Origin of the sequence: Streptomyces sp. NPDC051822 (assembly GCF_044452745.1) — a bacterium.
Classification (GTDB): domain Bacteria; phylum Actinomycetota; class Actinomycetes; order Streptomycetales; family Streptomycetaceae; genus Streptomyces.
Genome location: NZ_JBITBZ010000014.1, coordinates 158,880 through 183,648, shown reverse-complemented (window position 1 = coordinate 183,648; position 24,769 = coordinate 158,880). Strand labels below are relative to the sequence as shown.

At 71.4% G+C, this 24,769-nt stretch carries 21 protein-coding genes and 1 pseudogene; 12 read left to right on the top strand and 10 right to left on the bottom strand.

Annotated elements, in window-relative coordinates:
• The first annotated feature begins 126 nt into the window (after positions 1 to 126).
• The 4 genes from ACIA8N_RS32880 (at position 127) to ACIA8N_RS32865 (ending at position 4,164) form a co-directional block, all read left to right on the top strand.
• Complete coding sequence (locus ACIA8N_RS32880) at positions 127 to 822, top strand: alpha/beta hydrolase (protein ID WP_365781192.1); 696 nt, start codon at positions 127 to 129, stop codon at positions 820 to 822.
• Between the two features lie 83 nt (positions 823 to 905).
• The gene (locus ACIA8N_RS32875) at positions 906 to 1,388 is read left to right on the top strand and encodes a hypothetical protein (protein ID WP_365781191.1); all 483 of its coding nucleotides are present in this window, start codon (positions 906 to 908) and stop codon (positions 1,386 to 1,388) included.
• Positions 1,385 to 3,298 carry a GMC family oxidoreductase gene (locus tag ACIA8N_RS32870; RefSeq protein WP_365781190.1) on the top strand — a complete coding sequence of 638 codons (1,914 nt, stop codon included), beginning with the start codon at positions 1,385 to 1,387 and terminating at the stop codon, positions 3,296 to 3,298. Before ACIA8N_RS32875 ends, ACIA8N_RS32870 begins: the two co-directional genes overlap by 4 nt.
• A complete protein-coding gene (locus tag ACIA8N_RS32865) occupies positions 3,295 to 4,164 on the top strand; it encodes a hypothetical protein (protein ID WP_365781189.1) in 870 nt (289 codons plus the stop codon). Before ACIA8N_RS32870 ends, ACIA8N_RS32865 begins: the two co-directional genes overlap by 4 nt.
• Positions 4,165 to 4,327: 163 nt before the next feature.
• Here the strand turns inward: ACIA8N_RS32865 and ACIA8N_RS32860 are convergent, their stop codons facing one another.
• The 3 genes from ACIA8N_RS32860 to ACIA8N_RS32850 form a co-directional block, all read right to left on the bottom strand.
• Entirely contained in the window at positions 4,328 to 5,224 is an 897-nt protein-coding gene (locus ACIA8N_RS32860) for an alpha/beta hydrolase fold domain-containing protein (RefSeq protein ID WP_365781188.1), read from the bottom strand.
• Between the two features lie 47 nt (positions 5,225 to 5,271).
• Positions 5,272 to 6,606 (bottom strand): MFS transporter, encoded by a 1,335-nt coding sequence (locus tag ACIA8N_RS32855; RefSeq protein WP_365781187.1) that lies wholly within the window; start codon positions 6,604 to 6,606, stop codon positions 5,272 to 5,274.
• Positions 6,607 to 6,699: 93 nt separating this feature from the next.
• Positions 6,700 to 7,917: a M20 family metallopeptidase gene (locus tag ACIA8N_RS32850; RefSeq protein WP_365781186.1), complete on the bottom strand. Its 1,218-nt coding sequence runs from the start codon at positions 7,915 to 7,917 to the stop codon at positions 6,700 to 6,702.
• Between the two features lie 101 nt (positions 7,918 to 8,018).
• On the opposite strand from ACIA8N_RS32850, the gene ACIA8N_RS32845 reads away from it, so the two are divergent.
• Complete coding sequence (locus tag ACIA8N_RS32845) at positions 8,019 to 9,059, top strand: Lrp/AsnC family transcriptional regulator (protein WP_365781185.1); 1,041 nt, start codon at positions 8,019 to 8,021, stop codon at positions 9,057 to 9,059.
• An 8-nt stretch (positions 9,060 to 9,067) separates the two neighbouring features.
• Here the strand turns inward: ACIA8N_RS32845 and ACIA8N_RS32840 are convergent, their stop codons facing one another.
• Positions 9,068 to 9,856, bottom strand: coding sequence for an alpha/beta hydrolase (locus ACIA8N_RS32840; protein ID WP_365781184.1), 789 nt, complete (start codon positions 9,854 to 9,856; stop codon positions 9,068 to 9,070).
• Between the two features lie 213 nt (positions 9,857 to 10,069).
• Here ACIA8N_RS32840 and ACIA8N_RS32835 point away from each other — a divergent pair, with 213 nt between their 5' ends.
• Together ACIA8N_RS32835 and ACIA8N_RS32830 are read left to right on the top strand one after the other, a co-directional pair.
• On the top strand, positions 10,070 to 10,459 hold the full coding sequence (locus ACIA8N_RS32835) for a hypothetical protein (RefSeq protein WP_365781183.1): 390 nt from the start codon (positions 10,070 to 10,072) through the stop codon (positions 10,457 to 10,459).
• A 206-nt stretch (positions 10,460 to 10,665) separates the two neighbouring features.
• Entirely contained in the window at positions 10,666 to 11,589 is a 924-nt protein-coding gene (locus ACIA8N_RS32830; protein WP_365781182.1) for a serine hydrolase, read from the top strand.
• A 108-nt stretch (positions 11,590 to 11,697) separates the two neighbouring features.
• Here ACIA8N_RS32830 and ACIA8N_RS32825 read toward each other — a convergent pair whose 3' ends face one another.
• Both ACIA8N_RS32825 and ACIA8N_RS32820 read right to left on the bottom strand, forming a co-directional pair.
• Positions 11,698 to 12,294, bottom strand: coding sequence for a hypothetical protein (locus ACIA8N_RS32825; RefSeq protein WP_365781181.1), 597 nt, complete (start codon positions 12,292 to 12,294; stop codon positions 11,698 to 11,700).
• A 29-nt stretch (positions 12,295 to 12,323) separates the two neighbouring features.
• Positions 12,324 to 12,968, bottom strand: a complete 645-nt coding sequence (locus ACIA8N_RS32820) for an ATP-binding protein (RefSeq protein ID WP_365781219.1) — start codon at positions 12,966 to 12,968, stop codon at positions 12,324 to 12,326.
• Here ACIA8N_RS32820 and ACIA8N_RS32815 point away from each other — a divergent pair.
• Both ACIA8N_RS32815 and ACIA8N_RS32810 read left to right on the top strand, forming a co-directional pair.
• Positions 12,967 to 13,619: pseudogene (locus ACIA8N_RS32815) on the top strand (response regulator). The gene ACIA8N_RS32820 and the pseudogene ACIA8N_RS32815 overlap by 2 nt on opposite strands.
• 151 nt (positions 13,620 to 13,770) lie before the next feature.
• Positions 13,771 to 14,658: a PhzF family phenazine biosynthesis isomerase gene (locus tag ACIA8N_RS32810; RefSeq protein ID WP_365781180.1), complete on the top strand. Its 888-nt coding sequence runs from the start codon at positions 13,771 to 13,773 to the stop codon at positions 14,656 to 14,658.
• Between the two features lie 155 nt (positions 14,659 to 14,813).
• Here the strand turns inward: ACIA8N_RS32810 and ACIA8N_RS32805 are convergent, their stop codons facing one another.
• Together ACIA8N_RS32805 and ACIA8N_RS32800 are read right to left on the bottom strand one after the other, a co-directional pair.
• On the bottom strand, positions 14,814 to 15,521 hold the full coding sequence (locus ACIA8N_RS32805; protein ID WP_365781218.1) for a pyridoxamine 5'-phosphate oxidase family protein: 708 nt from the start codon (positions 15,519 to 15,521) through the stop codon (positions 14,814 to 14,816).
• A 95-nt stretch (positions 15,522 to 15,616) separates the two neighbouring features.
• Positions 15,617 to 17,086 carry a globin domain-containing protein gene (locus ACIA8N_RS32800; protein WP_365781178.1) on the bottom strand — a complete coding sequence of 490 codons (1,470 nt, stop codon included), beginning with the start codon at positions 17,084 to 17,086 and terminating at the stop codon, positions 15,617 to 15,619.
• A 666-nt stretch (positions 17,087 to 17,752) separates the two neighbouring features.
• On the opposite strand from ACIA8N_RS32800, the gene ACIA8N_RS32795 reads away from it, so the two are divergent.
• The 3 genes from ACIA8N_RS32795 to ACIA8N_RS32785 all read left to right on the top strand — a co-directional run bounded on the left by ACIA8N_RS32795 (position 17,753) and on the right by ACIA8N_RS32785 (position 19,281).
• Positions 17,753 to 17,932 (top strand): DUF4253 domain-containing protein, encoded by a 180-nt coding sequence (locus ACIA8N_RS32795; RefSeq protein WP_365781177.1) that lies wholly within the window; start codon positions 17,753 to 17,755, stop codon positions 17,930 to 17,932.
• 615 nt (positions 17,933 to 18,547) lie between these two features.
• Positions 18,548 to 18,865 (top strand): DUF6221 family protein, encoded by a 318-nt coding sequence (locus ACIA8N_RS32790; protein WP_365781176.1) that lies wholly within the window; start codon positions 18,548 to 18,550, stop codon positions 18,863 to 18,865.
• Between the two features lie 137 nt (positions 18,866 to 19,002).
• Positions 19,003 to 19,281, top strand: coding sequence for a hypothetical protein (locus ACIA8N_RS32785; protein ID WP_365781175.1), 279 nt, complete (start codon positions 19,003 to 19,005; stop codon positions 19,279 to 19,281).
• A gap of 433 nt (positions 19,282 to 19,714) precedes the next feature.
• On the opposite strand, the gene ACIA8N_RS32780 is transcribed toward ACIA8N_RS32785, so the two are convergent.
• Entirely contained in the window at positions 19,715 to 22,747 is a 3,033-nt protein-coding gene (locus ACIA8N_RS32780; RefSeq protein WP_365781174.1) for a hypothetical protein, read from the bottom strand.
• Complete coding sequence (locus ACIA8N_RS32775) at positions 22,748 to 24,628, bottom strand: HSP90 family protein (protein ID WP_365781173.1); 1,881 nt, start codon at positions 24,626 to 24,628, stop codon at positions 22,748 to 22,750.
• Positions 24,629 to 24,769 lie beyond the last annotated feature (141 nt).

The following is a 24,769-nucleotide window of genomic DNA, read 5'->3' as shown; positions in this document are numbered from 1 at the left end:
AGCCTCACTCTCAGTGACGCCCGACCAGGGGAGACTCCCTCCTCCTGGCAGGACAAGGCCGACGCACCGGACCTGGAACGCTTCGAAGCGAAGGGGGCCGGCCCGCACAGAGGAGAGAGAACCATCATGAGCGACAAGCCCACCGTCGTCCTCGTCCACGGCTTCTGGGGCGGCGCCGCCCACTGGGCGCACGTCATCGTCGAACTCGACAAGCGCGGCTACGACAAGATCCGCGCCGTCGAGAACCCCCTCACCTCGCTCGCCGACGACGCCGAGCGCACCCGCAAGATGATCAAGCAAGTCGACGGCCCCGTCGTCCTCGTCGGCCACTCCTACGGCGGCGCCGTCATCACCGAGGCCGGCGACCTGCCGAACGTGAAGGCCCTCGTCTACATCGCCGCCTTCGCGCCCGACGCGGGCGAGAGCCCCGGCCAGATCAGCCAGGAACACCCGCCGGCCGCCTTCGACAACATCGCCCCCGACTCCGACGGCTACCTCTGGGTCAAGCAGGACAAGTTCCACGAGAGCTTCGCCCAGGACCTCGCCCCCGACGAGGCGCTCGTCATGGCCGTCACCCAGAAGGCCCCGCCGGCCTCCACCTTCGGCGACAACGTCACCGCACCGGCCTGGCGCAACAAGCCCGTCTGGTACCAGGTCTCGACCCAGGACCGCATGATCCACCCCGACAACGAACGCCGCATGGCCCAGCGCATGAACCCGCGCAAGACCATCGAACTCGACGCCTCCCATGCCTCACTGGCCTCACAGCCCCAGGCCGTCGTCGACCTCATCGAAGAGGCGGCGAACGCCACCGCCGCCTGACCAAAGGGCGGCCCAGGGCCGGAATCAAGCCCTTCCGAGCGCGCGGGGCATGGACCGGCGGGCACGCGGGCACCGATGCCCGCGTGCCCATCACAGACGACACACATCGCTTCACCGCCCTGTCGGCACGGCTGACCGGCTTCGACGGCGCGACCCTGGAGGCCACCGGCCTGACCGACACGTACCGGTCGGTCGCCGCGGAACAGCTCGGCGCGGAGCGGTACGCACGGCTGCTGCAGGAGCGGCGCGAACCGGACGACACCCTGGACGACGAGCTGAGGCAGGCAGCCCGGGAGCTGACGTACCTCTGGTACACGGGCAGTTGGCCGGGCTCACCTCCGATCACGGTGTCTCCGCGGGCCTACGCCGAGGCACTGGTGTGGAAGGCGGCCGGCATCAAGGCCCCCGCCACAGATCCCGGAGGGTACGGAAGCTGGGCCGAGGCCCTCGTCCGGTCCGGGCCCGGCGACGAGACCGACGGGATCGACGGGATCGACGGAGCCGACCCAGCCGACGGAACCGACGGAACCGACGGGCTCGCGAGGAGCCTGGGGATCGGCCGGTGACGCGGTACGACGTGGTCGTCGTCGGCGCCGGCGTCGCGGGCTCGATCGTCGCGCAGCGGCTCGGCCGGCACGGCCGGCGGGTCCTGGTCCTGGAGGCGGGCGCGGCGGGCCGCGACGCCCACCGACCGGCCGCTGCCCCCGACTCCCACGAACCGGCCACCGCCCCGCGCACAGGCCGCCGAACGCCCCCCGCCGAGATCCCGGCCTTCCCCTCCCGGTCCCATCCGGCGGCCGCCTGGCCCAAGGTGACGGACCTCGTCGGCACGGACGGGACCCCCGGCTTCCAGGTGTCCGGCCACCTGCGGCAGGACGGCCCGCTCCCGTACGCCAGCGGATACGTCCGCGCCAACGGCGGCACCGGCAACGTCTGGACCGGCCTCGCCCCACGCATGCTCCCGGAGGACTTCGACACCGAGTCCCTCGGGTACGGCAGGCGATGGCCGCTGACATACGACGAACTGGAACCCCACTACGAGGCCGCGGAGGCGGAGTTGGGGGTGGCGGCCGACGTCGACGAACAGCGCGAGCACGTCGGGCTGACCTTTCCCGACGACTACGTGTTCCCGATGCGGCCCCTGCCCGCCTCCCGACTGGACAGCATCCTCGCCGCCCGCCTCGACGGGCGGAGCGTCAAGGACCCCGTCGCCCTGAGCGAGGTCGAGCTGCGGGTGGTCGGCACGCCGCACGCGCGCAACGGCGTCCCCGACCCCCGGTACGACGGCGGCCGGGGCTATGTTCCGCTCGGGCGGGACGGGCGGCCGGACCCGGACAGCCGGTGCGTGGGCAACGCGAGCTGCATCCCGCACTGCCCCTCGTACGCGAAGTACACCCCGCTCAAGACCCAGGGCCGCTGGAGCACGACCATCACGCTGCGGGACCGGTCCGTGGTGAGCCGCGTCCTCGTCGACGGGCGGGGACGCGCCACAGGCGTGGAGTACCGCTCGTACGACGGAGAGGTGTCGGTCGCGCACGCCGATGTCGTCGTGCTCGCCGCACACGCCGTGGAGAACGCCCGGCTGCTGCTCCTCTCCGGGCTCGCCGGCCGCAGCGGCCAGGTGGGCCGCAACCTGATGGACCATCCGGTGCTGCTGACCTGGGGCCTGTTGCCGGAGGACGCCGGGCCGTACCGCGGCCCGGGCTCGGTCTCCGGCCTCGAAGGCTTCCGCGCCGGCGCGGCGCGCCGGTTGCGGGCGCCGTTCCGCGTCGAGTTCGGGACATGGGGCTGGATCTGGGCGAAGGGTCCCGTCGGCACGGACGTGGACCACTTCCTCACCGAACGAGGCTTTCTGGGGCAGGAGTTGCGCCAGGCGGTCGGGGACCGGATCCGCCGCCAGTTCACCCTCCAGTTCGAGATGGAGCAGAGCGCCGACCCCGCGAACCGGGTCACGCTCCACCCGAGCGAGCGTGACGCGCTGGGCCTTCCCCTCCCTCTCGTCACCTACGACCTCGACGAGCACGTGAAGAGGGGGATGGCGACCGCCCGCGCGGTCTCGGACCAGATCTTCGCGATGCTCGGCGCCGAGGACCATACGGACTACACGCCGGCGGCGGCCTGGCCGGGCCGCTTCGAGCACCACGGCCGCACGTACGGCTACCGCGGCGCCGGCCACGCCGCCGGCACCCACATCATGGGCGACTCCCCCGCGACGTCGGTGGTGGACGCCTGGCAGCGCTGCTGGGACCACCCGGGCCTCTACGCGGTCGGCTGCGGAAGCATGCCGTCGGTGGCCACCTCCAACCCGACCCTGACGATGGCGGCGCTGGCCCTGCGCAGCGCCGAGCGGATCGAGGCGGACCTGCTGACCCGGGACCGCCCGGCATCCCCGGGGTCACCGCCGGCATCCCCGGGATCGCCCCCGGCATCACCTGCGATCAGCAGGACAGCACCCTCCCGAGGAGGCACGACATGACCACACACCTGCCCCTGCCGCCCGTACCCGACCCCTTCCGACTCCCCTTCCACTACGGGGCGTTGCACCAGGTCGGCGTCGACTGGCTGGTGGACCCCCATCCGGTCCGCGAACTGCTCGCCAAGCACCACCCGCACCTGACGGCAGCCGCGTTCGAGGACGGCCGGGCGCTGGTCTCGCTCAACTACCAGCTGTACTTCGCCCAGTACGCGTTCGGCGGCGGCGTCACCCAGGAGATCGAGCTCAACGTCATCGCCTTCCCCACCACCGAGGGCGACCGTCTGCCGCGACTGAGCTACGCCCAGTACGCGCAGGGCTGGGATCAGACGAAGCTGCTCGGCATCGCCCGCGTCCACGTCGTGTGCGACAACCCGTTCGCCATCAGGGCCGGACGAGAACTCTACGCGGAACCCAAGCACCCCGGCTGGTTCGAGGCCGGCCTGCCGTCCCTCAACGGACCCGCGGGCGAGACCTGGACCGTACGGTGCAAATCGGCCACGATCGGCCCGGACGACACCTTGGAGAAGGACCCGAGCCCGTTGCTCGACCTCACGGCGGAGCTTGACGGCCTCACCCCGGTCGCCGCCAACTCCGCCCCGATCACCGGCTACGGCACCGACCAGGAGGGGCGCCTGCTCGCCGGGCCCATGAACGTCTACCAGCCGTACCGCTGGTACGACCTGGCGGCGCCCGAACACTCCGGTCGCACGAGGCTGACGTTCCACTCCCCGGACGGCGGCCTCGGCGACGACTTCCGCGCCCTCCTCCACGACGAGCCACCGGCCGTCGGCGCCTGGACGTTCCAGTCTCCCCCGGTTGCCGCCCACAACCGCCCGTACTACCTGCCGACGGAGCCGCGCCTGTGACAGCCGGCCTCTCTCGCACATGAGGAGCACCAGGGCCGAGGGGAGCGCCGGGCCGACTCGGGCACCCCGCGCAGGGGGCCGCCCGACGGCACGGTGGTGATCACCATCAGATCCGGGTCCTGGGGCCGCGGTCTCCGGTAGCCCACTGCCGCCGGCCCGCGCGTCAGCTCGGCAGCGCGGCGCAGAGGGCGGCGCGGGCCGCTCTGCCTTCGGGGATCGGCAGGAGGGGGTAGACGTGCAGCATCCCCGGCTCCTCGTGGAAGTCCAGTTCGACGCCGACGGCCTCGGCGCGGGCGGCCAGCCGCCGGGCGTCGGGGTTGACGATGTCCCGGGTGCCGCTGAACAGCGTGATCGGGCTCAAGCCGGTCAGATCGGCGAGCAGAGGACTGACGTGCGGATGGTCGACCGGGAGCGCACCGCGGTAGAGGTCTCCGGCACAGCGCGCACCGGGGACGGCGAGCCAGGGGTCGTGGCTTTCGAGCGGGGCGATGGCCGGGTCGGTCAGGGTGATGTCCAGCCAGGGCGAGATGAGGATCGTACGGGCGGGCGGGGGCAGTCCGCGGTCGCGCAGGTGGAGGGCGACGGCGAGGGCCATGCCGCCGCCGGCGGAGTCGCCGATGAGGCTGAGGGCCGTGGTGGCCGCGTCGTCGAGGATCCCGGCGGCCAGGCCGGTGACGGCCGGCACCACTTCGGCCGCGGTCGCCAGGGGGGCGAGAGGGTAGATCGGCACGGTGACCCTGGTGCCGGTCTCGGCGGCCACCTGGGCGATCAGTCTCCAGTGCTGGGGCGCTATCTCGTTGATGTACGCGCCGCCGTGCAGATAGACCGCCCGCCGTCCGGCATCGGGAGCGCGCGGGGTGACCTCGTAGACGGGCCATCCGGCCACCCGGCGTACGGCGAGGTCGACCGTGCGCTCCAGCCCGGCCGGCGGTGCGTATGCGGTCGGCCGCAGGGAACGGGCGCGGACCTGGTCACGGACGGCCTCCGCCGAGCCGAACACCTTCTTGGCCCCTCGGAGGCGTACGACGGTCGGCATCGCTCTGCTGATCAGGCTCGGCACGGTGCGGCTCCGTTTCCACGGTCGGTGTTCGACGGCGTTTTCCGATGTCACGTCAGGTCGGTGTTCTTCGTCTCGGGCATCCGGTGCACCACCACGAGGGCGAGGAGCAGCAGGACGACCGTGTAGCCGAGGAAGAGGTCACCCTTCCCGTTGCTGGTCAGCCACGTCTGAAGATACGGCGCACTGCCGCCGCAGGCGGCGACGGCGATCGCGTAGGGGAACCCCACGCCCGTGGTGCGCAGTCGGGTGGGGAACATCTCGGCGAACACCGCGGGGGTGATCGCCGCGCCCGCGGACATGAAGAGCATGGCGATCGTCATCGACACGGCCAGCTGCCAGGCCTGGTCCTGGATGAACCAGTTCAGGGGGAAGGCGAGGACGGCTCCGCCGATGTAGGAGCCGTACAGGACGGGCTTGCGGCCCACGCGGTCGGAGAGGGCGCCGAACAGCGGCAGCGCCACGAGGAAGACCAGGTTGGCGAGGACTCCCGCCCACAGCGCGGCCGAGGCGTCGATGCCCTTGAGGGAGATGGCCTGGGCCGGGGCGGAGACGGCCCAGGTGTAGTAGACGACCGTGCCGCCCAGGGTGAGGCCGATCACGCGCAGGCACGCCGCCCGGTTCTCCCAGAAGCCGCGCCACACGGAGGTGCGCGGCTCGTGGTGGTCCGGGGTGTCGGCCTGCTTCTCGAAGGCGTCGGTCTCCTCCAGGCGGAGCCGCATGATCAGCGCGTACAGGCCGAGCAGTCCACCGACGACGAAGGGCACCCGCCAGCCCCACGCGTGGAGCTGGTCCTCGCTCAGGAAGGAGGCGAGGACGGCGGCGAGGACGGTGGCGACCATGATCCCGCAGGTGCCGGAGATGTAGATCAGGCTCGACCAGAGCCCCCGCCGTTCGCGGGGGGCCATCTCCGCCACGTACGTCTGGGCCGCGGGAAGTTCCCCGCCGTGGGCCAGGCCCTGGACCAGCCGCGCGAACACCAGCAGGACGGAGGCGCCCACGCCGAGCGTGGCGTACGTCGGTGCGAGACCGATCAGCAGGCTCCCGGCGGCGGCCAGCGCGATGGAGCCGACCATCGCCGCGCGCCGTCCCCTGCGGTCGCTGAGCCGGCCGAAGACGAGCCCGCCCAGGGGGCGCATGAGGAAGCCCACGGCGAAGATCGCGAGGGTGCTGAGCAGGGCGGAGGTCGGATCGGCGGAGGGGAAGAACTGCGAGGCGAAGAACGGGGTGAAGACGGCGTAGACGTTCCAGTCGTACCACTCCAGGGCGTTGCCCACGCCGGTGCCGATGACGGTGCGCAGCCGGGACGGGGCGGGAGTGTCTTCGGCCGTGGCGCTCGTGGGCGAGGCGTCTGGTGCGGCGAACCCGGGGGCGTGGTCAGGCATGGGTTTCTCCTGGGGACGGGACGGGGCGAGAGAGGGCGGGGCGCGGCGCAGCGCGGGCGAACCGCGTCGGGCGGTGTCGCGGGCGCGGAGCGGTCAGGCGGCGTGGACGGGGGCGGGCGTGGCCTTCGTCAGGCGCCGCAGGGCGAGTTCGGCGTAGAGCGCGGCTCCGTCACCGAGTACGCCGTCGTCGAAGACGGCCAGGGGCGAGTGGTTGTACGGGGCCTTGCGCACGTCCCGGTCCGGCGGGCAGGCGCCCAGGACCGCGAACGCGCCGGGGATCTCGTCGAGTACGCGGGAGAAGTCCTCCGAGCCGGTGGCCGGCCGGGGCGCCCACGCGTAGCGCTCCTCTCCGTGGACATCCGCCACCACGTCGGCGAGGAACTCGGCCTCGGCCGGGTCGTTGACGGTGAGGGGGTACTGCTCGGCGTAGTCCACTTGGACGTCGAGGCCGTGGGCGGCCGCGATTCCCCGGCAGACCTGAACGGCGCCGTCCTTGATCCGGCCGTGCGACGCAGCGGAGAAGGACCGTACGGTCGCGGTGAACCGGGCCTCGTCGGGGATCACGTTGCCCGCGGTGCCCGCGTGGAAGGCGCCCACGGTCAGGACCACGGGGTCGAACGGATCGAACCCGCGGGTGATGAAGGTCTGCAGCGCGGTGACCATCTCGCACGCCGCCGGTACGGGGTCGTTGGCCAGGTGCGGCATCGAGCCGTGGCCGCCCGCGCCGCGGACGGTCACGCGAAGGCTGTCGGAGGCCGCCAGGACGGGGCCGCGGCGGGTCGCGAACATCCCGTTGGGGAAGCCCGCCGACGTCACGTGCAGGGCGTAGGCGGCCACCGGCCGCTCACCGGAGGCGTCCAGGACCCCTTCGCCCAGCATGTGGCCGGCGCCGTCCTGGCCCTCCTCGCCGGGCTGGAACATGAAGACCACATCGCCCGCGAGTTCGTCCCGGCGGGAGCTGAGGAGCTGTGCCGCCCCGGCGAGCATGGAGGTGTGCAGGTCGTGACCGCAGGCGTGCATGACCCCCTCCGTGCGGGAGGTGTACGCGAGGCCGGCGCGTTCGGCGACGGGAAGCGCGTCCATGTCGGCGCGCAGCAGCACCGTGGGCCCGGGGAGGGCGCCCCGCAGGACGGCGGTGACGGAGGTCAGCCGGTTCCCCGTGGCGATCTCCAGCGGCAGCCCGTCCAGGGCGGCCAGGACCTTGTCCTGCGTACGGGGCAGCTCCAGGCCCAGTTCGGGTTCGGCGTGGAGCGCCCGCCGCAGACGGACCAGATCACCCTGAATGCTTCGCGCGTCCTCGCACACCGACACCGGTATCCCCTTTCACTGACGTTCACCTCGCTGTCGCTCGGTTGCCAGTGATGATGGATACTCGGCCCTCATGGCCCTCGAAATCGCAGGATCTTTCCTATATGACTGATCGTTTGCAGGAATCTGCACACCTGGACGAACTCGACCTCAGCCTGGTCAACACGCTGCAGATCGATCCCCGGGCCCCCTGGTCGCGCATCGGACGTGCACTCGACCTCGACCCGGTCACCGTGGCCAGGCGCTGGTCCCGGCTGACCGAGACGGGCGTCGCGTGGATCACGGCACAGCCCGGGCGCGCTCAGATCTCCCAGGGCTGCCTGGCCTTCGTCGAAGTGGACTGTCGGGCCGGCCGCACGCTCGACGTCGCCAACACACTCGCGCGGTGGCCCCACGTCCTGACCGTGGACCACACCAGCGGTGGCCGGGACCTGCTGCTCACCGTGTCGACGCCCACGCTCGCGTCCCTCTCCCGCTACCTGCTCGAACGCCTGGGATCGCTCCCGGGGATCAGTGCCACCCGCACCCAGCTCGGCACCCATGTCTTCGCGCACGCCACCGACTGGCGCCTGCGCTCTCTCGACCCCCGCCAGCGGGCGCACATCACCGCCGAGCGGCCGCCCCGGTCGCCGTCGACGCCCCAGACGCTCACGGCGAGGGACCGGCTCCTCATCGTCCGCCTCGGGGCCGACGGACGAACCTCGCTGACGGACCTCGCCGAGGAACTGGGCGTCGGGATCACCACCGTACGCAAGCGTCTCGCCCTCCTCATCGCCAACGAGGACCTGGAACTGCGCTGCGAAGTCGCCCAACCCCTGTGCGGCTGGCCGATCTCCACCTCGATATGGGCCCAGGCCGAGATCGGCGACCGCGACACCTTGAACAGGCTCCTGGCCGCCGTCCCGGAGATCCGGGCGTGCATCGGCCTCGCCGGGGGCACGGCGAACCTCCTCATCAGCGTCTGGCTCCGCTCCCTGTCGGACATCCGCGGCCTCGAAGCCCGCCTCGCCGGCGCACTGCCCCGGCTGAAGGTGCTCGACCAGGCGGTCTCGCTGCGCTTCGTCAAGCGGATGGGCCGCGTCCTCGACCCGGCGGGCCGCAGCGTGAGCACCGTCCCCATGGACATCTGGTCGGAGCCCTCCTGAAGACGGGATCAGCCGTGCGCGCGGCAGAACCCGCGGACGGCCCGGCTGAAGCGCTCCGGCTCCTCCAAGTTGCTGACATGGCCTGTGCCGGGCAGTACGACGAGCGTGGCGTCCGGAATCGCCTCCTGGAAGGCGTGGGCGACGTCCAGGGGTGACCGTGCGTCGAGTTCGCCCCAGACGAGCAGGGCGGGAACCGCGATCCGGGGCAGCAGGTCACGCTGGTCGGCCTCGGCCATGACGAAGAGCTGCGTCGCGAGGCTGTGCGGGCGCACGTCGTCCGCCATCGCCGTGAGCAGCGGGACGAAGGCGGCGGGCGGATCCCCGGCGAACAGCCCCGGCAGGGTGGGGTCGAAGCGTTCGGGGGGTGCCTCGAGCATCCGTCGTACGCCGTCGACGCGGGCCCGCACCTCCGCCGGCGGCAGCGAACCCTTCCAGCCGGCGTAGGTGTCGGCCAGGACCAGTGTCCTGACCAGCTCGGGACGGAGCCGCCAGAGTTCGAGCACGACGGTCCCGCCCCAGGAGAGACCCGCGACGTGGGCGGGTCCGAGCCGCAGATCGTCGATCACCGCCGCGAGGCACCGGGCGTAGTCGGCGAGGCCGAACCCGGAGGGAACGTCCGAGGAACGGCCCGCGCCGGGCTCGTCCCAGGCGACCACCGTGAACTCTTCGGCAAGGCCCGCGAGCTGCGGCTGCCACATACGACCGTCGACACCGGCACCGTGCACGAACACCAGGGGCGGCCCCCGGCCCACCCGTTCGTAGGCGATCTCGACCCCGTGCACCCGCACCGTCGCCATATCACCACGCTACGCGCGGCCGCCGAACGTGTCGCATCGCTGGGCACAGCCCGGGACGTCATGGCCGTGTCGCCGCTCACCGTTCACGCCGTCGCGCCGACGGCGGACTCCACGGCCGAGCACACAAGGGCCCGAACGGGTGGCTCGTCTGACGGTACGGTCGTCGGGTGGAGTCGAAGAGGGTGAGCGAATGCCCGTTGCACGGGGCCCGGCGTGCGTCCTGACTACCTGGTCGGGCGGCAACTTGAGCAAGTAGTGGCTTCGTGGCATCTGTACGGCGCGGAGGCTCCGTCGGGCCCGCTGGACGTATGGCTGATCGACAGCGAGGCGGTCGCCACGCACATCACGACCGGTTCGGACTGGTGCCTGATCGTGGAGACGTCGACCCCCTTCGCGGGTTACGACATGGCGGAGTCAGGTCGCGTCGAAGTGGCTCCGATCAGCGGCGAGACCCCGTTCGCGGATCACCTCGGCAAGACGGTGCGGGCAGTCGGCGAAGAACGTGACCCGGACAGCGGGCGGCTGGCACTGGAGATCGCTTTCGACTCTGGCCGTGTCCGGTGTGAGACCTGGTCCGGGGATCTCCGCCTGGCCGGCAAGTGATCAGCACAGGACCGGGTACCCGGGGCTTGGATTGACCCGGCCGCTGGTTCCATGACCAGCGGCCGGGTTCTTTCGCGGCGGCATCGTGTCCGCGGGGCGCCCGATCTCCCGGTTCCGCTGGATTCGTACAACCATCCGCACGCTCAGGGAGTCATGTAGGGCGAGCGCGCCGTAGGCGTGTTCGTTTCGCTTCCAGGGGGACTCACATGACTCACCACATATCCCTGCGTGCCCGCGTGCTTCCGGTCGTGGCCGCCGCCGGGATACTCGTGCCCGCCGTCGCGGGCGCGGCACCTGCTTCCGCCGCTACCGCGCCGCAGGTCAGCTGCACGTCGGGCACAGCCGGGCTCGCCGCCAAGCTGCAGAGAGACCTCACCGCCGCCCTCGCCACGCGCAGCGGTACCGTCGCCATCGGCCTGCGCGACCGCACCACGAACACCACCTGCACCCTGCGCGCCACGGGCTCGTACGACTCGGCCAGCGTCGTGAAGGTGACCGTCCTCGCCACGCTCCTCTGGGACGCCAAGAAGACCAACCGGTATCTGACCTCCCGCGAGTCCAGCCTCGCGACCGCCATGATCACCAAGTCCGACAACGCGGCCACCACGTCCCTGTGGAACCAGCTCGGCGTCACCAAGGTGAAGGGTTTCCTCGCGGCTGCCGGCATGACGCGGACGGTGCCGGGGTCCGGCGGCTACTGGGGGCTCACCCAGATCAACGTCACGGACGAGCAGCGGCTGCTCTCGCTGGTCACCGCCAGGAACTCCGTCCTGAGTGACAACTCCCGCGCCTACATCCTCAAGCTCATGGGGAACGTCATCACCTCGCAGAAATGGGGGACCCCGGCCGGCGCGCCCTCCTCCGTGTCCGTGCACGTCAAGAACGGCTGGCTGCAGCGCGCCACGCGCGGCTGGCGCGTGCACAGCATCGGCACGTTCAAGGGCGGCGGCCACGACTACACCATCTCCGTGCTCACCGACGGCAACAGCACGATGAACTACGGCGTGAACACGATCCAGGCCGTGGCCAGGGTGATCCACCGGGACCTGATCCCGACCGCGTCCGCCGCGTCCCGTTACACGCCGACCACCACCCCCAAGGAGGCGTACGTCGCGGTGCCCCAGGGCTGACGGCCCTGATCGTGCGATAAAAGGGGGAACGGCTGCCGGTGACCGACCCGCCGGCAGCCGCAACGGCATGCCCCGAGCGGCGATCCGCACCGCACGAGACGCCGTCTCCTATGGCTGCGGTGAGGGTGGGGCGGCCACAGGGAAGCCCAGTTCATCCAGCAGCGCGTCGAACAGCTCCTCCACAAAAGCCTCCTGTGCACGTAGCAGCTCTTCGATCCGAGCCTGCTGCGCTGCGGCCCGGACACCAGCCGCTGAAGCCCACACGAGAGCCCCTGCGGCGTCGGCCGGCACCTCCGCATCGAGCGCCGCACGCTTACGTCTGATGGCCTCGTCGAACTCCAGGGTGCTCACCCACAGGCTCACGTCGTCCACGTCCTCGGGTTCCTCGACTAGGAGGCCCGCAGCGTTGCCCAAGTTGAGCCATGCCTGCCAACGCCGCCCGCTGGTGTCCAGGCCGGTCACGAGGGCGACGCTGCTGTCGGAGACATCAGCGACGCAAACCGGTGCACCGGTCCGTTCGACCAAGGCGAACAGGTGCTCGTCCTCCCAGACGCCTTGTTCCAACTGCACGGTCTGCCAGCCACCCGGACGCGGCCGCCACTCACGCACGTCGTCCCTCAGCCCCGGATCGGTGCTGCCGAACAGGGGTGCTTCCAGCAGTGAGCGCTCACTACGCGCAAAGACCAGATGACCGGAAAAGCCCATGGAAACTCCTCGTCGAACACCACCGCACCCTATGAGCTGTCACTGACACCCACGGGTGCTGACCGACCCCGGCCCCCGACGGACCGGCTCACCGGATCAGTTCGGCGGTGCCCAACGAGGGCTGCGGCCATGCCGACGAAGGAGAGGAGGCCACGAAGTCCCGGTCCGGAGAAGGCGCTGGTCAGAGGGCGAGGTAGTCGGCGATGGTCCGTGCCCAGCGCAGACGGGTGGAAGCGGTCCATGCCGGTGCCCGTGCCAGTTCCTCTTCCTGTTCCTGGTCCCGTGCCCGCGTCGTCGGCGTGAGCGGCCGAGAGGTTCTCGCCGGTCCGCTCCGCAGCGTGGTCGGCAGGCGGTCCGGGCTCCGCAGCCGGTGACAGGGGCACGGCCGGAGCCTGGTGAGGCAGGACGGCGGTCACGCGGAACCCGCCGTCGTGCGGGCCGGTCCGCAACGAACCGCCCAGGACCGTGACCCGCTCCCGGAGGCCCGTCAGGCCCTGCCCTCCCGTGCCGGCCTGCGAGCCCTCCGTCCGGTGCGTCGGTTCGCCGGCCGGAGGGGCGGCGCTCTCGATGCTGACCCTGGTGCGGTCGGCCTCGTGCGTGATCCCCACCCGCACCGACGCCCCCGGCACGTGCTTCACGGCGTTGGTGAGGGTTTCCTGCACCACCCGGTACATGCCGCGCTCGACCAGGGGCGACAGCGCGGGCACCGGTCCGCGCCGTTCCCACCGCACCGGCACCCCCGAGGCGACCGCACGGGTCGCCGAGGCGGGCGACGGGGACGAGGCCATCGCCCTCGTCCGCCGACACCGGCCGGACGTCGTCCTGTTTGACATCCAGATGCCCGGCATGGACGGGCTGACGGCGGTGACGCGGCTCCACCGCGAGCTGACGGGTGTCGGTGTGATCATGCTGACGACGTTCGGTCAGGACGAGTACGTCACCCGTGCCCTGGAGGAGGGCGCCGACGGCTTTCTGCTGAAGGCTGACGACCCGAGGGAACTCCTCAACGGCGTACGAGCAGTGGGAGCCGGTGCGGAGCGTACCTGTCCCCACGGGTCGCCGGTCGCGTCATCGCAGGGCTGCGCGCGCACCGCGCGGCCCATCCGCACCGGCCGCTGGACCGGCTCACGGAACGGGAGCGCGACGTGCCGGCCGGACTCGGGGCCGGGCTGTCGAACGCGGAGATCGCGAACCGCCTGCACCTGGTCGAGGGCACGGTGAAGGCGCATGTCAGCGCCGTGCTGGCGAAGTTGGGTGCGCGGAACCGCGTGGAGGCCGCCATCTCCGCGTACCAGGCCGGTCTGGTCCCGGCGCGCTCCCGCTGACCGCGTACCAGGGTTCCCCGGGCGCGCTCCTGCGGACCGGGTACACGCCGAGACCTCCATGCCGGCCTTCGAGACCGTGTCCGGGCACGGAGCTCCGTGACGGCCCCCTCACCTGCGGAACTACCGCGGGGCCCGGCGTCGTTCTCCCGGCATGAACTCCGTACGGGCAACCCCCGAGGTCCTGCGTTACACCGCTTTCTCCGACGATCCCGAGGGAGGCAATCCCGCCGGAGTCGTTCTCGACGCCATGGGCCTCGGCGACGAGGAGATGCTGGCGATCGCCGCCGAAGTCGGCTACAGCGAGAGCGCGTTCCTGACAGCGCCGTTCGAGGATGCGGGCTCCAGCGCGTCGGACGCCGGGCGTGCGTACACCATCCGCTACTTCAGCCCCAAGGCGGAGGTGCCCTTCTGCGGCCACGCCACCGTCGCGACGGCCGTGGCCCTCGCTGAGCGCGTCGGCCCCGGCGACCTCATATTCACCACGCGGGCCGGGACCGTGCCGGTCACCGTGACGCGGGAGGGCGGTGCGCTGCGGGCCACGCTCACGAGCGTCGAGCCGCACGTCGAGGAGATCGCGGCCGACGACCTGGCAGAGGCACTCGCCGCGCTCGACTGGCCGGCCGGCGACCTCGATCCCGCCCTGCCTCCCCGCATCGCCTTCGCGGGCGCCCGCCATCTGGTCCTTGCCGCCGCGAGCCGAGAGCGCCTGGCCCGCCTGGCGTACGACTTCGCCCGCCTGGAGGCCCTGATGCACCGGCTCGACCTGACGACGGTGCAGTTGGTCTGGCGCGCCTCCGCGGAGGTCTTTCACGTCCGCGGCCCGTTCCCGGTGGGTGGTGTGGTGGAGGACCCGGCGACCGGGGCGGCAGCGGCGGCCTTCGGCGCGTACGCCCGTGAGCTCGGACTCGTACCCGAGGCGACGGTCCTCACCCTCCACCAAGGGGAGGACATGGGGCGTCCCGGCGTCCTGACGGTGGAACTGCGGGCGGGCGACCGGCGGATCAGGGTCGGCGGCGCGGGGGCCCGCATCCCGGCCTGATCGAACCGAGGGGCCCTGACCGATCAGGTTCGCCGGCTACCGGCCTCACGAGCGAGCGCCCTCGTTCCTGGCGCCGGCCGCTACGCCGGGAACGCGTGTCGCACCCTGGCACACACGGTTTGAGCGCGTTCACGTGTCAGCGGGGAGGGGGCCGGTCAGGCGGAGACGCTTCGGCTGAACCAGCCGCTGAAGGTCTGTTCCTTCGCCGCGGCCCGACGCTGCTCGGCCCGTTCCAGCACCCTTTCGGCCTCCGCTCGCCAGATGGCGGCGTCCGCGCGGGGCGGCGGCAGGAACGCGCCGCGCTCGGCCGCTTCGGCGGCGGCTCCGAAGAAGTCGCCGCCTTTGCGCTTGAAGTCGTCCGTCCCCCACGCGCGGCCGGTGTCGCGCGGGGGCGCCTTCCGCAGATGGGGAATGTGTTTGGCGCAGTGGATGTACGCCTCCTCGACGGCGACCTCCACCCAGACCTGGGCACGGCGCCCTGGTACGGGGTCGTACGCGAGACCGAAGTGCGTTCGGCGCATCTCGTCGTCGGCCACGACCCGGGCCGTGCCGTTCACATGGAGTCCGATGCGGTCCTGGAGGAAGTCCACCATCAGGATGCCGACGTGCGGGTTCTCCTCGATGTTGCCGAGGCTGGCCTGAACACCGTTGCCCCGGTACTCGGGGTAGGCGAGGGTCCGGTCGTCCAGAACGTGCAGGAACCCCGGCGGCCCGGCCCGGAAGGTGTTGTCGCATTCGCCGTGCCGGTCGGCGGTCGCCAGGAAGAACATCTCCTGCCGTGCCGCGAACGCCCGCATCCGGGTGTTGAGCCGGTCGAGGACCTGGTCGGCATAGAACCTGTCGGCGCGTTCGGTGGTGCCCATGCGCTGCTGGACCTGATGTTCGCCGTCGCTCCCCGGCCGAGTGGTGCGTACCGGCGTCGCCTGCCGGAGCCCGGCCTGTTCGCTTTCGAATGTGCTCAATTCCTTGCCCCGACCAGTTCCTCGATGGAGTCGTGCCGAATGCGGTGGGCGGGTATGCCGATGTCCACCAGCGTGTCGACGCCGCGGCGGATCATGCCGGGCGGTCCCGACAGGTACGCGTCGTAGGTGTGCCACGGGCCGTACTCGTAGACGGCTTCGGGGAGCCGGGCACCCAGGCCGCCGCCGGGGCCGTCGTCGACGACCGGACGGACGGAGAGCCAGGGGTGCGACTGCTGCATCCGGAGCATGGTCTCGATGTCGTACAGGTCGTTGCCCCGGCGGGCTCCGTAGAACACCTGGACGGAGCGGTGGCGGCCGTGCTGGGCGACGTCCTCGACCAGGGCCTTGATGGGCGCGATGCCGGTGCCGCCGCCGAGGCACAGCAACCCGTTGTCGGTGCCGTGGTCCACGGTCATGGATCCGGCGGGGGGACCGAGCCGGATGACGTCCCCCGGGCGGGCGCGGTGCACGAGGGCGTTGGAGACCCAGCCCGCCGGCACGGCCTTGACGTGGAAGGAGAGCAGTCCGTCGGAGCGGGGTGCGCCGGCGAAGGAGTAGTGCCGCCAGATGCGCGGCCACCAGGGGGTCTCCAGGGCGGTGTACTGCCCGGCGAGGAAGGGGTACGGCTGGTCGGGCCGGACCGTCACGACCGCGACGTCGGGGGTACGCATGTCATGGGCGACCACCTCCGCCCGCCACGAGGCGGGGGCGCGCAGCGCGTCCTCGGCTGCCGCGTCGATCATGATCTGGGAGATCGTGGTGTAGGCCGCCACCCAGGACGCCTCGGCCCTGGGACCCCAACTCCGCGGGGCGTAGTGGGACAGGGCGCCGATGAGGCACTCACCGACGGCGGGATAGTGCTCGGGCAGGGTGCCGTACTTCCGGTGTCCACGGCCCAGGTGGGACAGGTACGCGGTCAGGGTGGCGGGGTCGTCCGCGTGGGTCGCTGCGGTGAGCAGCGCCTTGAAGAGACGGTCGCGCTGAGTGTCCATGGCAGCGGGGAAGAGCGCCCGCAGGTCGGGGTGGCGGAGGAAGAGCAGGGAATAGAAGTGCGAGGTGACCTTGTCGGCGATCGGCTCGATCTCGGCCATGGTGCGCCGTAGGAGCCCTATGTCGGACGTGTCGTCCGGGGGCGGAGCCGAGGCCCGGGACGGAGCCGGGGACGGAGCCGGGGCCGGGGCGGCGGCCTGGGGCTGGGCCTGGTGCTGAGGCGGAACCTGGGCGGGTGAACCGGGTGCCGTCCGGCTCCGGTCGCCGCCGTTGCCCACGAGCCGTATCTGCGTGAAGGGTCGGCCGGGTATGCGGCCCTCGGTGTCCCGGTGCCCGTCCTGCTCGCCGTGCTGCCCGTCCCGGTGATGCGGCGGGCTCGTTCCGAACCAGCCGGCGCTCCGACTGCCGCCGGAGCCGTCGCCGGAGCTGTCACCGGATCTGTCGCCACCAGCGGACCTAGTGGTTGGAGCATCCATCGGTTTGCCTCGCCTCGAACATCTTTCGGTCGTCTGCGTACATGGGGTCCAGGTGTGACCCGATTTCCCTCTCCGTATCGGAATTCCCGGGCGTCCACCCGATCCTTCAAATCCAGCGACAGGCACGCGCATCTGATATGCGACAGCACCCGAATCGTTCGAACGAGTTCGACCCTACCCCGCCTGCGCGAAAGCATGAACGTTCCCTTAAGTCGCTACAGCGCCACAACATTTGAGCAGGTCAACGTGGGTGGAAGAACGATCAACCCAGGTTCTGTGATGAGTTACCGACGAGTTCGAGTGACACGGCGAGGCGTTCGCCACAGGATCAAGAGAAAATTCCTGACGGAAAATACGCAGGGCGACTCGAACCCCTCACAACGCACGCCAGAATTCTTCACCTCCTTCACATTGGAGGCGGCCACGCGGTCCGGTGACCGCGACCCGGCGGCGGGCACGGCCGCACAAGGGAACCTCGTGATCGTGTCCACATGTCCGTGACCGCCGTGAACCCACCGCAGACACGCCCCCCGCCACAGGCCCTCGACGTCGACGCCGCCCAGCTCCCGGCACTCTTCTTGAATCTCGTGCGGACGCCCAACCGGTCGGGCCGTCAGGACCGGCAGCTGCTCCCCGCCGACCATGTCGCGGTGCTCCGTCATTGGCATGAGCGGTACGGAGCGGAGTTCTGCTTCGCGGAGACTGGCCGTCAGCCGCCCGCCCCTGAACCTCCTGGAGATTGCGCGGGCCGCCGTGGAGCAGTACGCGTACTGTCCCGATCTCGGTGACGCCGCGATCGCCGGAGACCAGGTCCGGCGTCCCGTATGGACGTTCTGGTGGGACTGACGTCCCGGACGGCTCACGACGCAATGCATAGGATCGGCGCCCCGGCGAGAACTTCGCCGGGCGCCGGTGTGTCAGGGGACCTTGGCGGGCACGTCATTTCGATCAACACACCTGGACGCCGGCGTCTGATACTCCGGTGGCGTCTGCGCCGGGTCGACCACTGCAGCAGTCTGGCCAGGGACACGCATGGTGGGTCGAGGATGGCGGTGAAGAGGTGGCGGAGCTCCGGAACAGTCAGCGATATCGGGTTGCTGCCCCAGTTGTGTGAGCGGTTCGGCCGGCCGGTCGGGGGCTGCGCCATGCAACGGCGGCCAGCGCGAGCACGGCGAACATGACGTGCCGGTGCCCATGAGGTCCAGTGCCTCACCTGGTAGTGATCCAGGTAGACCTGACCCTTGGCGGCCTGGAAGCACTCTTCGCGCGGAGACGTGCGATTCGAGACCGTTGCCGAGCGGCATGAGGGGAGGAACCCGAGCACCTGACGGCTGTCCGGACTGACCTCTCTCAGCGAAATTCGCCCGGCGGTCAGCTCTCGGGTTCAGTCGGCGAAGTCGACAGCGTCGCGGGCGGGACCTCGGCGACACACTGCAATCGGCATGGGAGATCATCCGGGGTATGACTGCCGAACTGATCACCTGGCTCCACGAGCAGATCGACGCCGACGAAGTGGCAGCCGCAGACCGGCCACCCATGGCATGGCTTCCCGAAGGGCTGTCCCCCGACAACCCGCTCGCCGCGCTCTACTCACCGGCCCGCACAGTCGCCATGCGCCGCGACTTGCTCGCAGCCTGGCGCGATCCGGAACGCGCCGGTACGCAGGACCAGGACAGCCACAGCATCGACTGGTCGCTGCGGGTCCTCGCAGCAACCGCTTACTCCGATCGCCCGGGATACCGTGAAGAGTGGGCCCCTGCCGACAACGAGCCGGCCTGACATCGTCGACTCAGCCAGCTGAAGCCGCGGGCGACCCAGGCCGGTCAAACTTCGTCGAGAATCGTCAGAGTTCGTTGAGGCCGATCACGCACCACGGTTACGGGAGAGCCCTTTGCACCTCATGAGGACGAACTGAGATGCTCGAGCAGAAGCAGGCCGAGGAGAGAGCAGCGGCCTTCCTGGCCGACCGAAGCCGTGCCTGGCCCACGAGCGACGTCAGGATCGTCCAGGAGTACTGCTTCTTCGACGGAGGCCGGTTCATCGCGCCTTACAACACCGCCGATTACCTCGACCGGGGTATCGACGATGCCCGGCTAGGCGGAAACCTCCCAGTCTCCGTCGACCTGGAAACGGGTGAATGTTCCTTCATTACCTGGCAAGAGGCGGAAGACTTCATGGACCGGGACTTGCTCTGAGTTTTCGGTGTGGAGCACGAGGTAGCCCGATAGGCCCGAGCAATGCGCTGCTTGATCGGCCCACCGCCGCCTGACCGGAGGTGAGCCGACCAGCTGCCACCGGCCGGCCGCCGCTGACGTGCTTCCGCGCAAGCGGAGGTGGGTCGCACGTCGTGACCGAGACGCGACGCGGGGGCAAGAAGCCCACGAACTCGGCCCCGAGGCTCGTGTACAGGGACGACATTCCCTGTACACGGCCTCGCCCTCGATCCTGCGTCTCCCCCCGACGGACTGGGGCCGGATGCCGCGCATCAGGCCGCCGAGCAGCAGGAACGAGCGCAGCGGCGGGGCATGACTGCCGACGAACTCCAGGCGCGCTACCGCGTCCGATGCACGGGGGCGGCACGCCGGCCCAGTTGGCCGACGCGCCGCCCCGTCGTCCTCTTCCCGCCGGTCAGCGGGTGCGGAGGTCCTGGCGGAGCGTGTCCAGGACCACGGCCGCCTCGGGGTGGCCCGCCTGGTGGCAGCGGGCCGAGGCCTCGGTCAGACGGGTGACGGCCTCGGCGGCGCGGTCGAGGCCGTTGCCCTCGATCAGGGCTGCGATGCGGACCGCCTCGGCCCGCGGGAGTTCACCCCTTTCGCCGCCCTCGTCGTGCGCGGCGATCGCGGCCTCGGCCTCCGGCAGCGCCTCGTCGAAACGGCCTGCCTCGGCGAGGACCCGGGCGCGGCGGTAGTGGTTCTCGCCGCGTTCGTACCAGACGGCGAAGCCCTCCTCGCCGGAAGGCAGGGCGGCGAGGACCGCGTCGGCGCGGGCCAGGTGCTCCAGTGCCGTGTCGGTGCCCTCGCTGTCGCGGGTCTGGAGCGTGAGGCGGGCGAACTCCCGCATCATCGTGGTGATGAGCGGGGGGTTGGGCGCCTCGGCGTGGGCGGCGAGGGCGCGTTCGTACGCGGTGTCCGCCGCCTCCCAGCGCTCGGCGAGGGCGAGGGTGGTCGCCGCCTCGGCCGCCACCAGGGTGAGGACGCCGCCCCGGTCCTCCTCGGGCCAGCCCGCGACGGTGTCGGCGAGGCGGAGCAGCTCCTCGGCTGCCGGGATGTACTCCTCCAGGTCGCGCAGGCCGCGGCCGAGAATCAGCCGCCCCTGGGCGAGCATGCGTCCGTCGACGGTGGGCGGTGCGTCGACGAGGGCGGACTCGAGGACGGCGACCGCGTCGGCCTGCCGGCCGGACCGGGCGAGGACGTCGGCGAGCTGGAGGCGCGCTTCGACGGCGCTTCCGGCGTCTTCCGCCTGGTCGAAGCGGGCCGCGGCCTCGGAGAGGTGGCGTACGGCTCCGTTGGCGTCGTCGAGGTGCGTGGCGGCGTGGCCGAGCAGCAGGTATGTCGGACCGAGCGGGAGGGTCGGGTCGTCGTGGGCGACGGCGTCCGCGATCGCGGAGTGAAGCAGGTCCGTCGCCTCCTGCGGCCGGTCCTGGGCGAGGAGCAGCTGAGCGAGATGGATGGACGGGCGCGGTCGGCGCCAGGGCCGGTCTGCGGATTCGATCTCCTGGAGCGCGGCGCGGAGTTCCTGTTCGGCGTCGGCCAGGGCACCGCGGCGGGCCAGCAGATCGGCGCGGAACTGGCGGGCGTTGGCGGCCTGGTGGGGGTAGCCGAGGCGAGCCGCCTCTGAGCAGAGGGTGTCGACGCTGCGCTCGAACCGCTCGGTGAGCGTGTCGACGTCGCCCGTCCCCTCCTGATCCTCCTGCTCCTCCACGCGGGAGAGAGCGGCGTGCAGCTCCTGGTGGGCGGCGAAGGCCACCGAGTAGTGGAGGGAGAGATGGCTGAGGATGCGCTCGGCGCGCAGGTCGGTGCCGAAGGCTGCCTCCGCCGCTCCGAGGGGCTCGCTGTCGAAGGGGGTCGCGGTGAGCAGTTCGTCCGCCTCGCGGAGCATCTCGTCGAGCTCGGTCCGGATCGAGGCGTGGTCGGGTGTGGTCCTGTCGCCGTCGCCGTCGCCGTCGCCGTCGCGGGAGCTTGGGGCGGCCGCCCACGCCCGGGAGCGGGCTCTGGCCGCGAGCGCGTGCCAGGGCATGTCCAGTCGTGCGAAGTGCCGCACGGCGGTGTCGAGTTCGGCGGCGCCCTCGGTGTGGCGGTCCTTGAACCAGAGCTGCTGCGCCCTGTGTTCGGCGAGTTCCGCCGCCAGGAGGTCTGCGGGGCCGAGGGTGTCGTCGTACGGCTCTGTGGCGTCGGCGAGCCGTTCGGCGACGCGTGTCCAGAGCCTGTCGTCGGAGGGGTGGCCGTCCCGTGCCAGGCGGCGGGCCTCGCCCACCAGGGTGGCGAAGTCGTCGGGGATGCCGGTCCGTGCTGGAGCCGGCGTGGCGGGCGCTGCACCGACCGACGCGGTGCGGGCCACGGTCGCACGCAGGCCGAGCGGCAGGGGCTCGTCGAGCAGCGGGGCGAGGGCGAGCCGGGCCCGGCGACGATCGCCGACGGCCGTGGTGCCGTTGCGGGTGTCGAAGGCGGCGGCGAGGGGTTCGGCTTCGGCGCGCACATGCGTGAGGAGTTCGGCGGCGGTCCAGGCGCGGCCCGGCGGGCCGGCGACGGCGGTGTCGTCATGTCCGGCGTCGACGAGCCGGGCGAGGAACACCTCCGTGCCGGTGAGGAAGTGCAGGTGGTCGAGCGGAGCGCCCTTCGCTTCGAAGAGTGGCCGGTTCTCCGCCAAGATCTCCAGGCCGCGGCCCTCGTTGCGGGAGTGGGCACAGAACTCCAGGTGGTAGCCGACCTCGGCCTGCATGCCGGTTGCGCCACGCACCTTGCGGTAGCCGGTGAGGTGGTGGGAGCGCGCCTCGTCGGCGCGTCCCGCGCGCAGCAGCGGGAGCAGCGCCCGCGCCTGGCTCATCTGGGGTTCCTCGCTGCATCCCTGCTCGCGGTCGAGGACCGGCTGCCAGACGGCGAGGGCGGCGGTGTCGTCGCCCTCTGCCAGGTGGTGCCAGGCGTGGTGCCGGGTCTCACAGGCCTCGCAGTCGCTGAACTCGGCGCGGGATCGGGTGGCCCAGAGGTCGTAGGCGTCCGCGACGCCGGTGCCGGTGTGGTGCGCGAGGTGGTAGCTCATGGCCGCCACGGGCTGCACGGCGTGGTCAGCGGCCTCATAGCGGCTGCGCATCTGGTCGATCCAGCCGCCGATCGATGCCAGGGGTATCTCGGGCACCTGGAGGAGCGAGGTGGTCACCCACTTGAAGCGCCAGAAGACCTGGTGGGCCTCGTAAGGGCTGAAGGACTCGGGGGTGGTGTCCCACAGCTTGAGGATGCGGGCGAAGACGACGGGCGACTTCCGGTGCTCGCCGGTGAACTCGTAGGCCGTCATGAGTTCCAGGAGCGCGGTGATGAGCACATCGGGCTGCTCGAAGGCCTCTGCGGTCTCGACGAGTTCTTCGGCGGCGACGGTGCGCGCCAGTCCGTGGGGGCGCTCGTGGTTCTCGCGGAGCGCCTCGACGACGGCCTCGGGGGTGTCCAGCATCTACATTTCCTTCCGGGGCTCGGATCCGGGGGCCGCCTCGCCGCCCTGGTGCATGGCGTGGGTGAGCAGGCCGATGAAGGCCCGGTTGAGCAGGGCGCTCTCGCTGGCGCGCAGGGGGCGTCGGCTGAGCAGCAGCGCCTGGCCGTAGAGGGCTTCGGCGGTGGTGACCGCGAGTCCGCGTTCGGCGATGGTGAGGGCCTGGCGGACCAGCGGGTTGAGGTGGTTCAGGACGAGCTGGGCGCGCGGGATCTCCTCGCGGAGGGAGCCGAGGATGTCGGCCCACAGGCCGTCGCTGTCGGCGGCGAGGCTCGACCGGGTGCGTTCGTGCCGGGCGTCGCGGTTGTCGAGCAGCAGGGCTGGGGCGGTGACGGGCTGGAAGTCGCGCAGGACGACGTCGCAGTCGTGGACGCCGATGGTCTCGCGGGCGATCGCGAGGAAGGCGGCGGCCCGCAGTTCGGCGCCGGGGTCGACGGCGTCGAGGTGGGCGGTGACGGTGGTCGGGTCGAGGTCGGTCACCGTGGTGCCGGGCCTGATCTCTGGCAGGCGGTGGACAAGGTCGCGGTCGTAGGTGTAGCCGCCGTTGACGACCCCGAGTCCGGCGGCCGAGGCGATCGGCGCGACCTGACGGAACTCCTCGACACTTCGGGTCACGAGGAGCGTGGGGTGAGTCCGCGCGAACTCCTCCAGGGTGACGTTCCCGTCGGTGGTCTCGAACGGCAGCCAGGGCAGCACGATACGCAGCAGTTCGTCGTCGTGGCGGGCGAGCGCCTTGACCGCGAGGTGGTGGGTGTCGATGAAGCGGTGCAGGAGAGCGGGGTCACGGGCCGCGAGTCCGGTGAGCCACTCGCGGATCCGGTCGCCGAGGGCGTCCCGTACGGCGGACAGTGTGCCGTCCTCGTACAGCGACTCGCGGGAGGCGGTCGGCCGCAGGCTGGTGGTGTCGACGACGCAGCGGACGAAGAACGCCCATTCGGGAAGCAGTTCGGGAGCCTGGTCGGTGAGGAGCATGCCCTTGAGGTGGACCCGGTGCCCGGCGCGCTGGGCCGGGCTGACCGCCGTCGGCAGGACGTAGGCGACACCGCGTAGTCCGGCGGCCGGCAGGTCCAGCTCGATCGTGTCGAGCGGGGCGAAGTCGAAAAGCTCGCGGCAGTACGCGGTGTACGCCTCGCGCTTGGCGAGCGGGGAGCGGTGCGTCTGCTCCCACGGCGGCGCCGCGTTGATCCGGTGGCTCTCGCCGCGCGGGTCGATGACGGTGACGGAGTGGCGCAGGAGTCCGCCGTAGTGCCGGGCGAGGGAGACGACCTGCTGGGGGCTGGTCCATTCGGCGTTGTCTGCACGCGGGACGAGCTTCACGGTCGTGCCGGGCTCCGGGAGCGTCGCGGACGGCAGGGTGCGGATGGTGTACCGGCCGTCGGAGTGGCCGCGCCATTCGACGGTGGGCGCGGCCGGGTCGGCGGCGGAGCGGCTCAGCACGGTGATCTCGTCGGCGACGACGAAGCAGGCGAGCAGGCCGATGCCGAACTGGCCGATGAACTCGCCGCGGGCCGCGTCGAGGCCCGCGCCGTCGAGAGCGCCGTCGGTGGTCCGCTTGGAGCTGCGTCCGATGGTGGCGAGGAACCGGTGCACGTCGGCCTCGGACAGGCCGATGCCGGTGTCCGTGATGGTCAGCGTCTCTCCGGTGCGCACGGTGATCGCGCCGGCGGCACCGGGCGTGAGGGCCTGCCGGGCGGTGATGGCGTCGACGGCGTTCTGCAGCAACTCGCGCAGATAGACGCGGGGGCTGGAGTAGAGGTGGTGGGAGAGCAGGTCGACCAGGCCGCGCAGATCCACTTGGAAGGTGTGGTCGGTCGGGGAGGTCTCGGAAGTCTGGGACTGGGACACCTGGGGCGGTCCTTCGGTGCGTGCCCGCCCGCTCCTGGGAGTGGGTGGGAGGTGGGTCGTGATCGGGCATGTCGGAGGGGCGGCTTGAGGGGCGGGGTGGGCGCGGAGTGCGTGGGTGCGGACTCGGGCCGTGCTCGGGAC

Coding starts and splice junctions, on each gene's coding strand:
- ACIA8N_RS32880 (WP_365781192.1), top strand. CDS start 127: ATGAGCGACAAGCCCACCGTCGTCCTCGTCCACGGCTTCTGGGGCGGC.
- ACIA8N_RS32865 (WP_365781189.1), top strand. CDS start 3,295: ATGACCACACACCTGCCCCTGCCGCCCGTACCCGACCCCTTCCGACTC.
- ACIA8N_RS32855 (WP_365781187.1), bottom strand. CDS start 6,606: ATGCCTGACCACGCCCCCGGGTTCGCCGCACCAGACGCCTCGCCCACG.
- ACIA8N_RS32845 (WP_365781185.1), top strand. CDS start 8,019: ATGACTGATCGTTTGCAGGAATCTGCACACCTGGACGAACTCGACCTC.
- ACIA8N_RS32840 (WP_365781184.1), bottom strand. CDS start 9,856: ATGGCGACGGTGCGGGTGCACGGGGTCGAGATCGCCTACGAACGGGTG.
- ACIA8N_RS32830 (WP_365781182.1), top strand. CDS start 10,666: ATGACTCACCACATATCCCTGCGTGCCCGCGTGCTTCCGGTCGTGGCC.
- ACIA8N_RS32825 (WP_365781181.1), bottom strand. CDS start 12,294: ATGGGCTTTTCCGGTCATCTGGTCTTTGCGCGTAGTGAGCGCTCACTG.
- ACIA8N_RS32820 (WP_365781219.1), bottom strand. CDS start 12,968: ATGTACCGGGTGGTGCAGGAAACCCTCACCAACGCCGTGAAGCACGTG.
- ACIA8N_RS32810 (WP_365781180.1), top strand. CDS start 13,771: ATGAACTCCGTACGGGCAACCCCCGAGGTCCTGCGTTACACCGCTTTC.
- ACIA8N_RS32805 (WP_365781218.1), bottom strand. CDS start 15,521: ATGGGCACCACCGAACGCGCCGACAGGTTCTATGCCGACCAGGTCCTC.
- ACIA8N_RS32800 (WP_365781178.1), bottom strand. CDS start 17,086: ATGGATGCTCCAACCACTAGGTCCGCTGGTGGCGACAGATCCGGTGAC.
- ACIA8N_RS32795 (WP_365781177.1), top strand. CDS start 17,753: ATGAGCGGTACGGAGCGGAGTTCTGCTTCGCGGAGACTGGCCGTCAGC.
- ACIA8N_RS32790 (WP_365781176.1), top strand. CDS start 18,548: ATGACTGCCGAACTGATCACCTGGCTCCACGAGCAGATCGACGCCGAC.
- ACIA8N_RS32785 (WP_365781175.1), top strand. CDS start 19,003: ATGCTCGAGCAGAAGCAGGCCGAGGAGAGAGCAGCGGCCTTCCTGGCC.
- ACIA8N_RS32780 (WP_365781174.1), bottom strand. CDS start 22,747: ATGCTGGACACCCCCGAGGCCGTCGTCGAGGCGCTCCGCGAGAACCAC.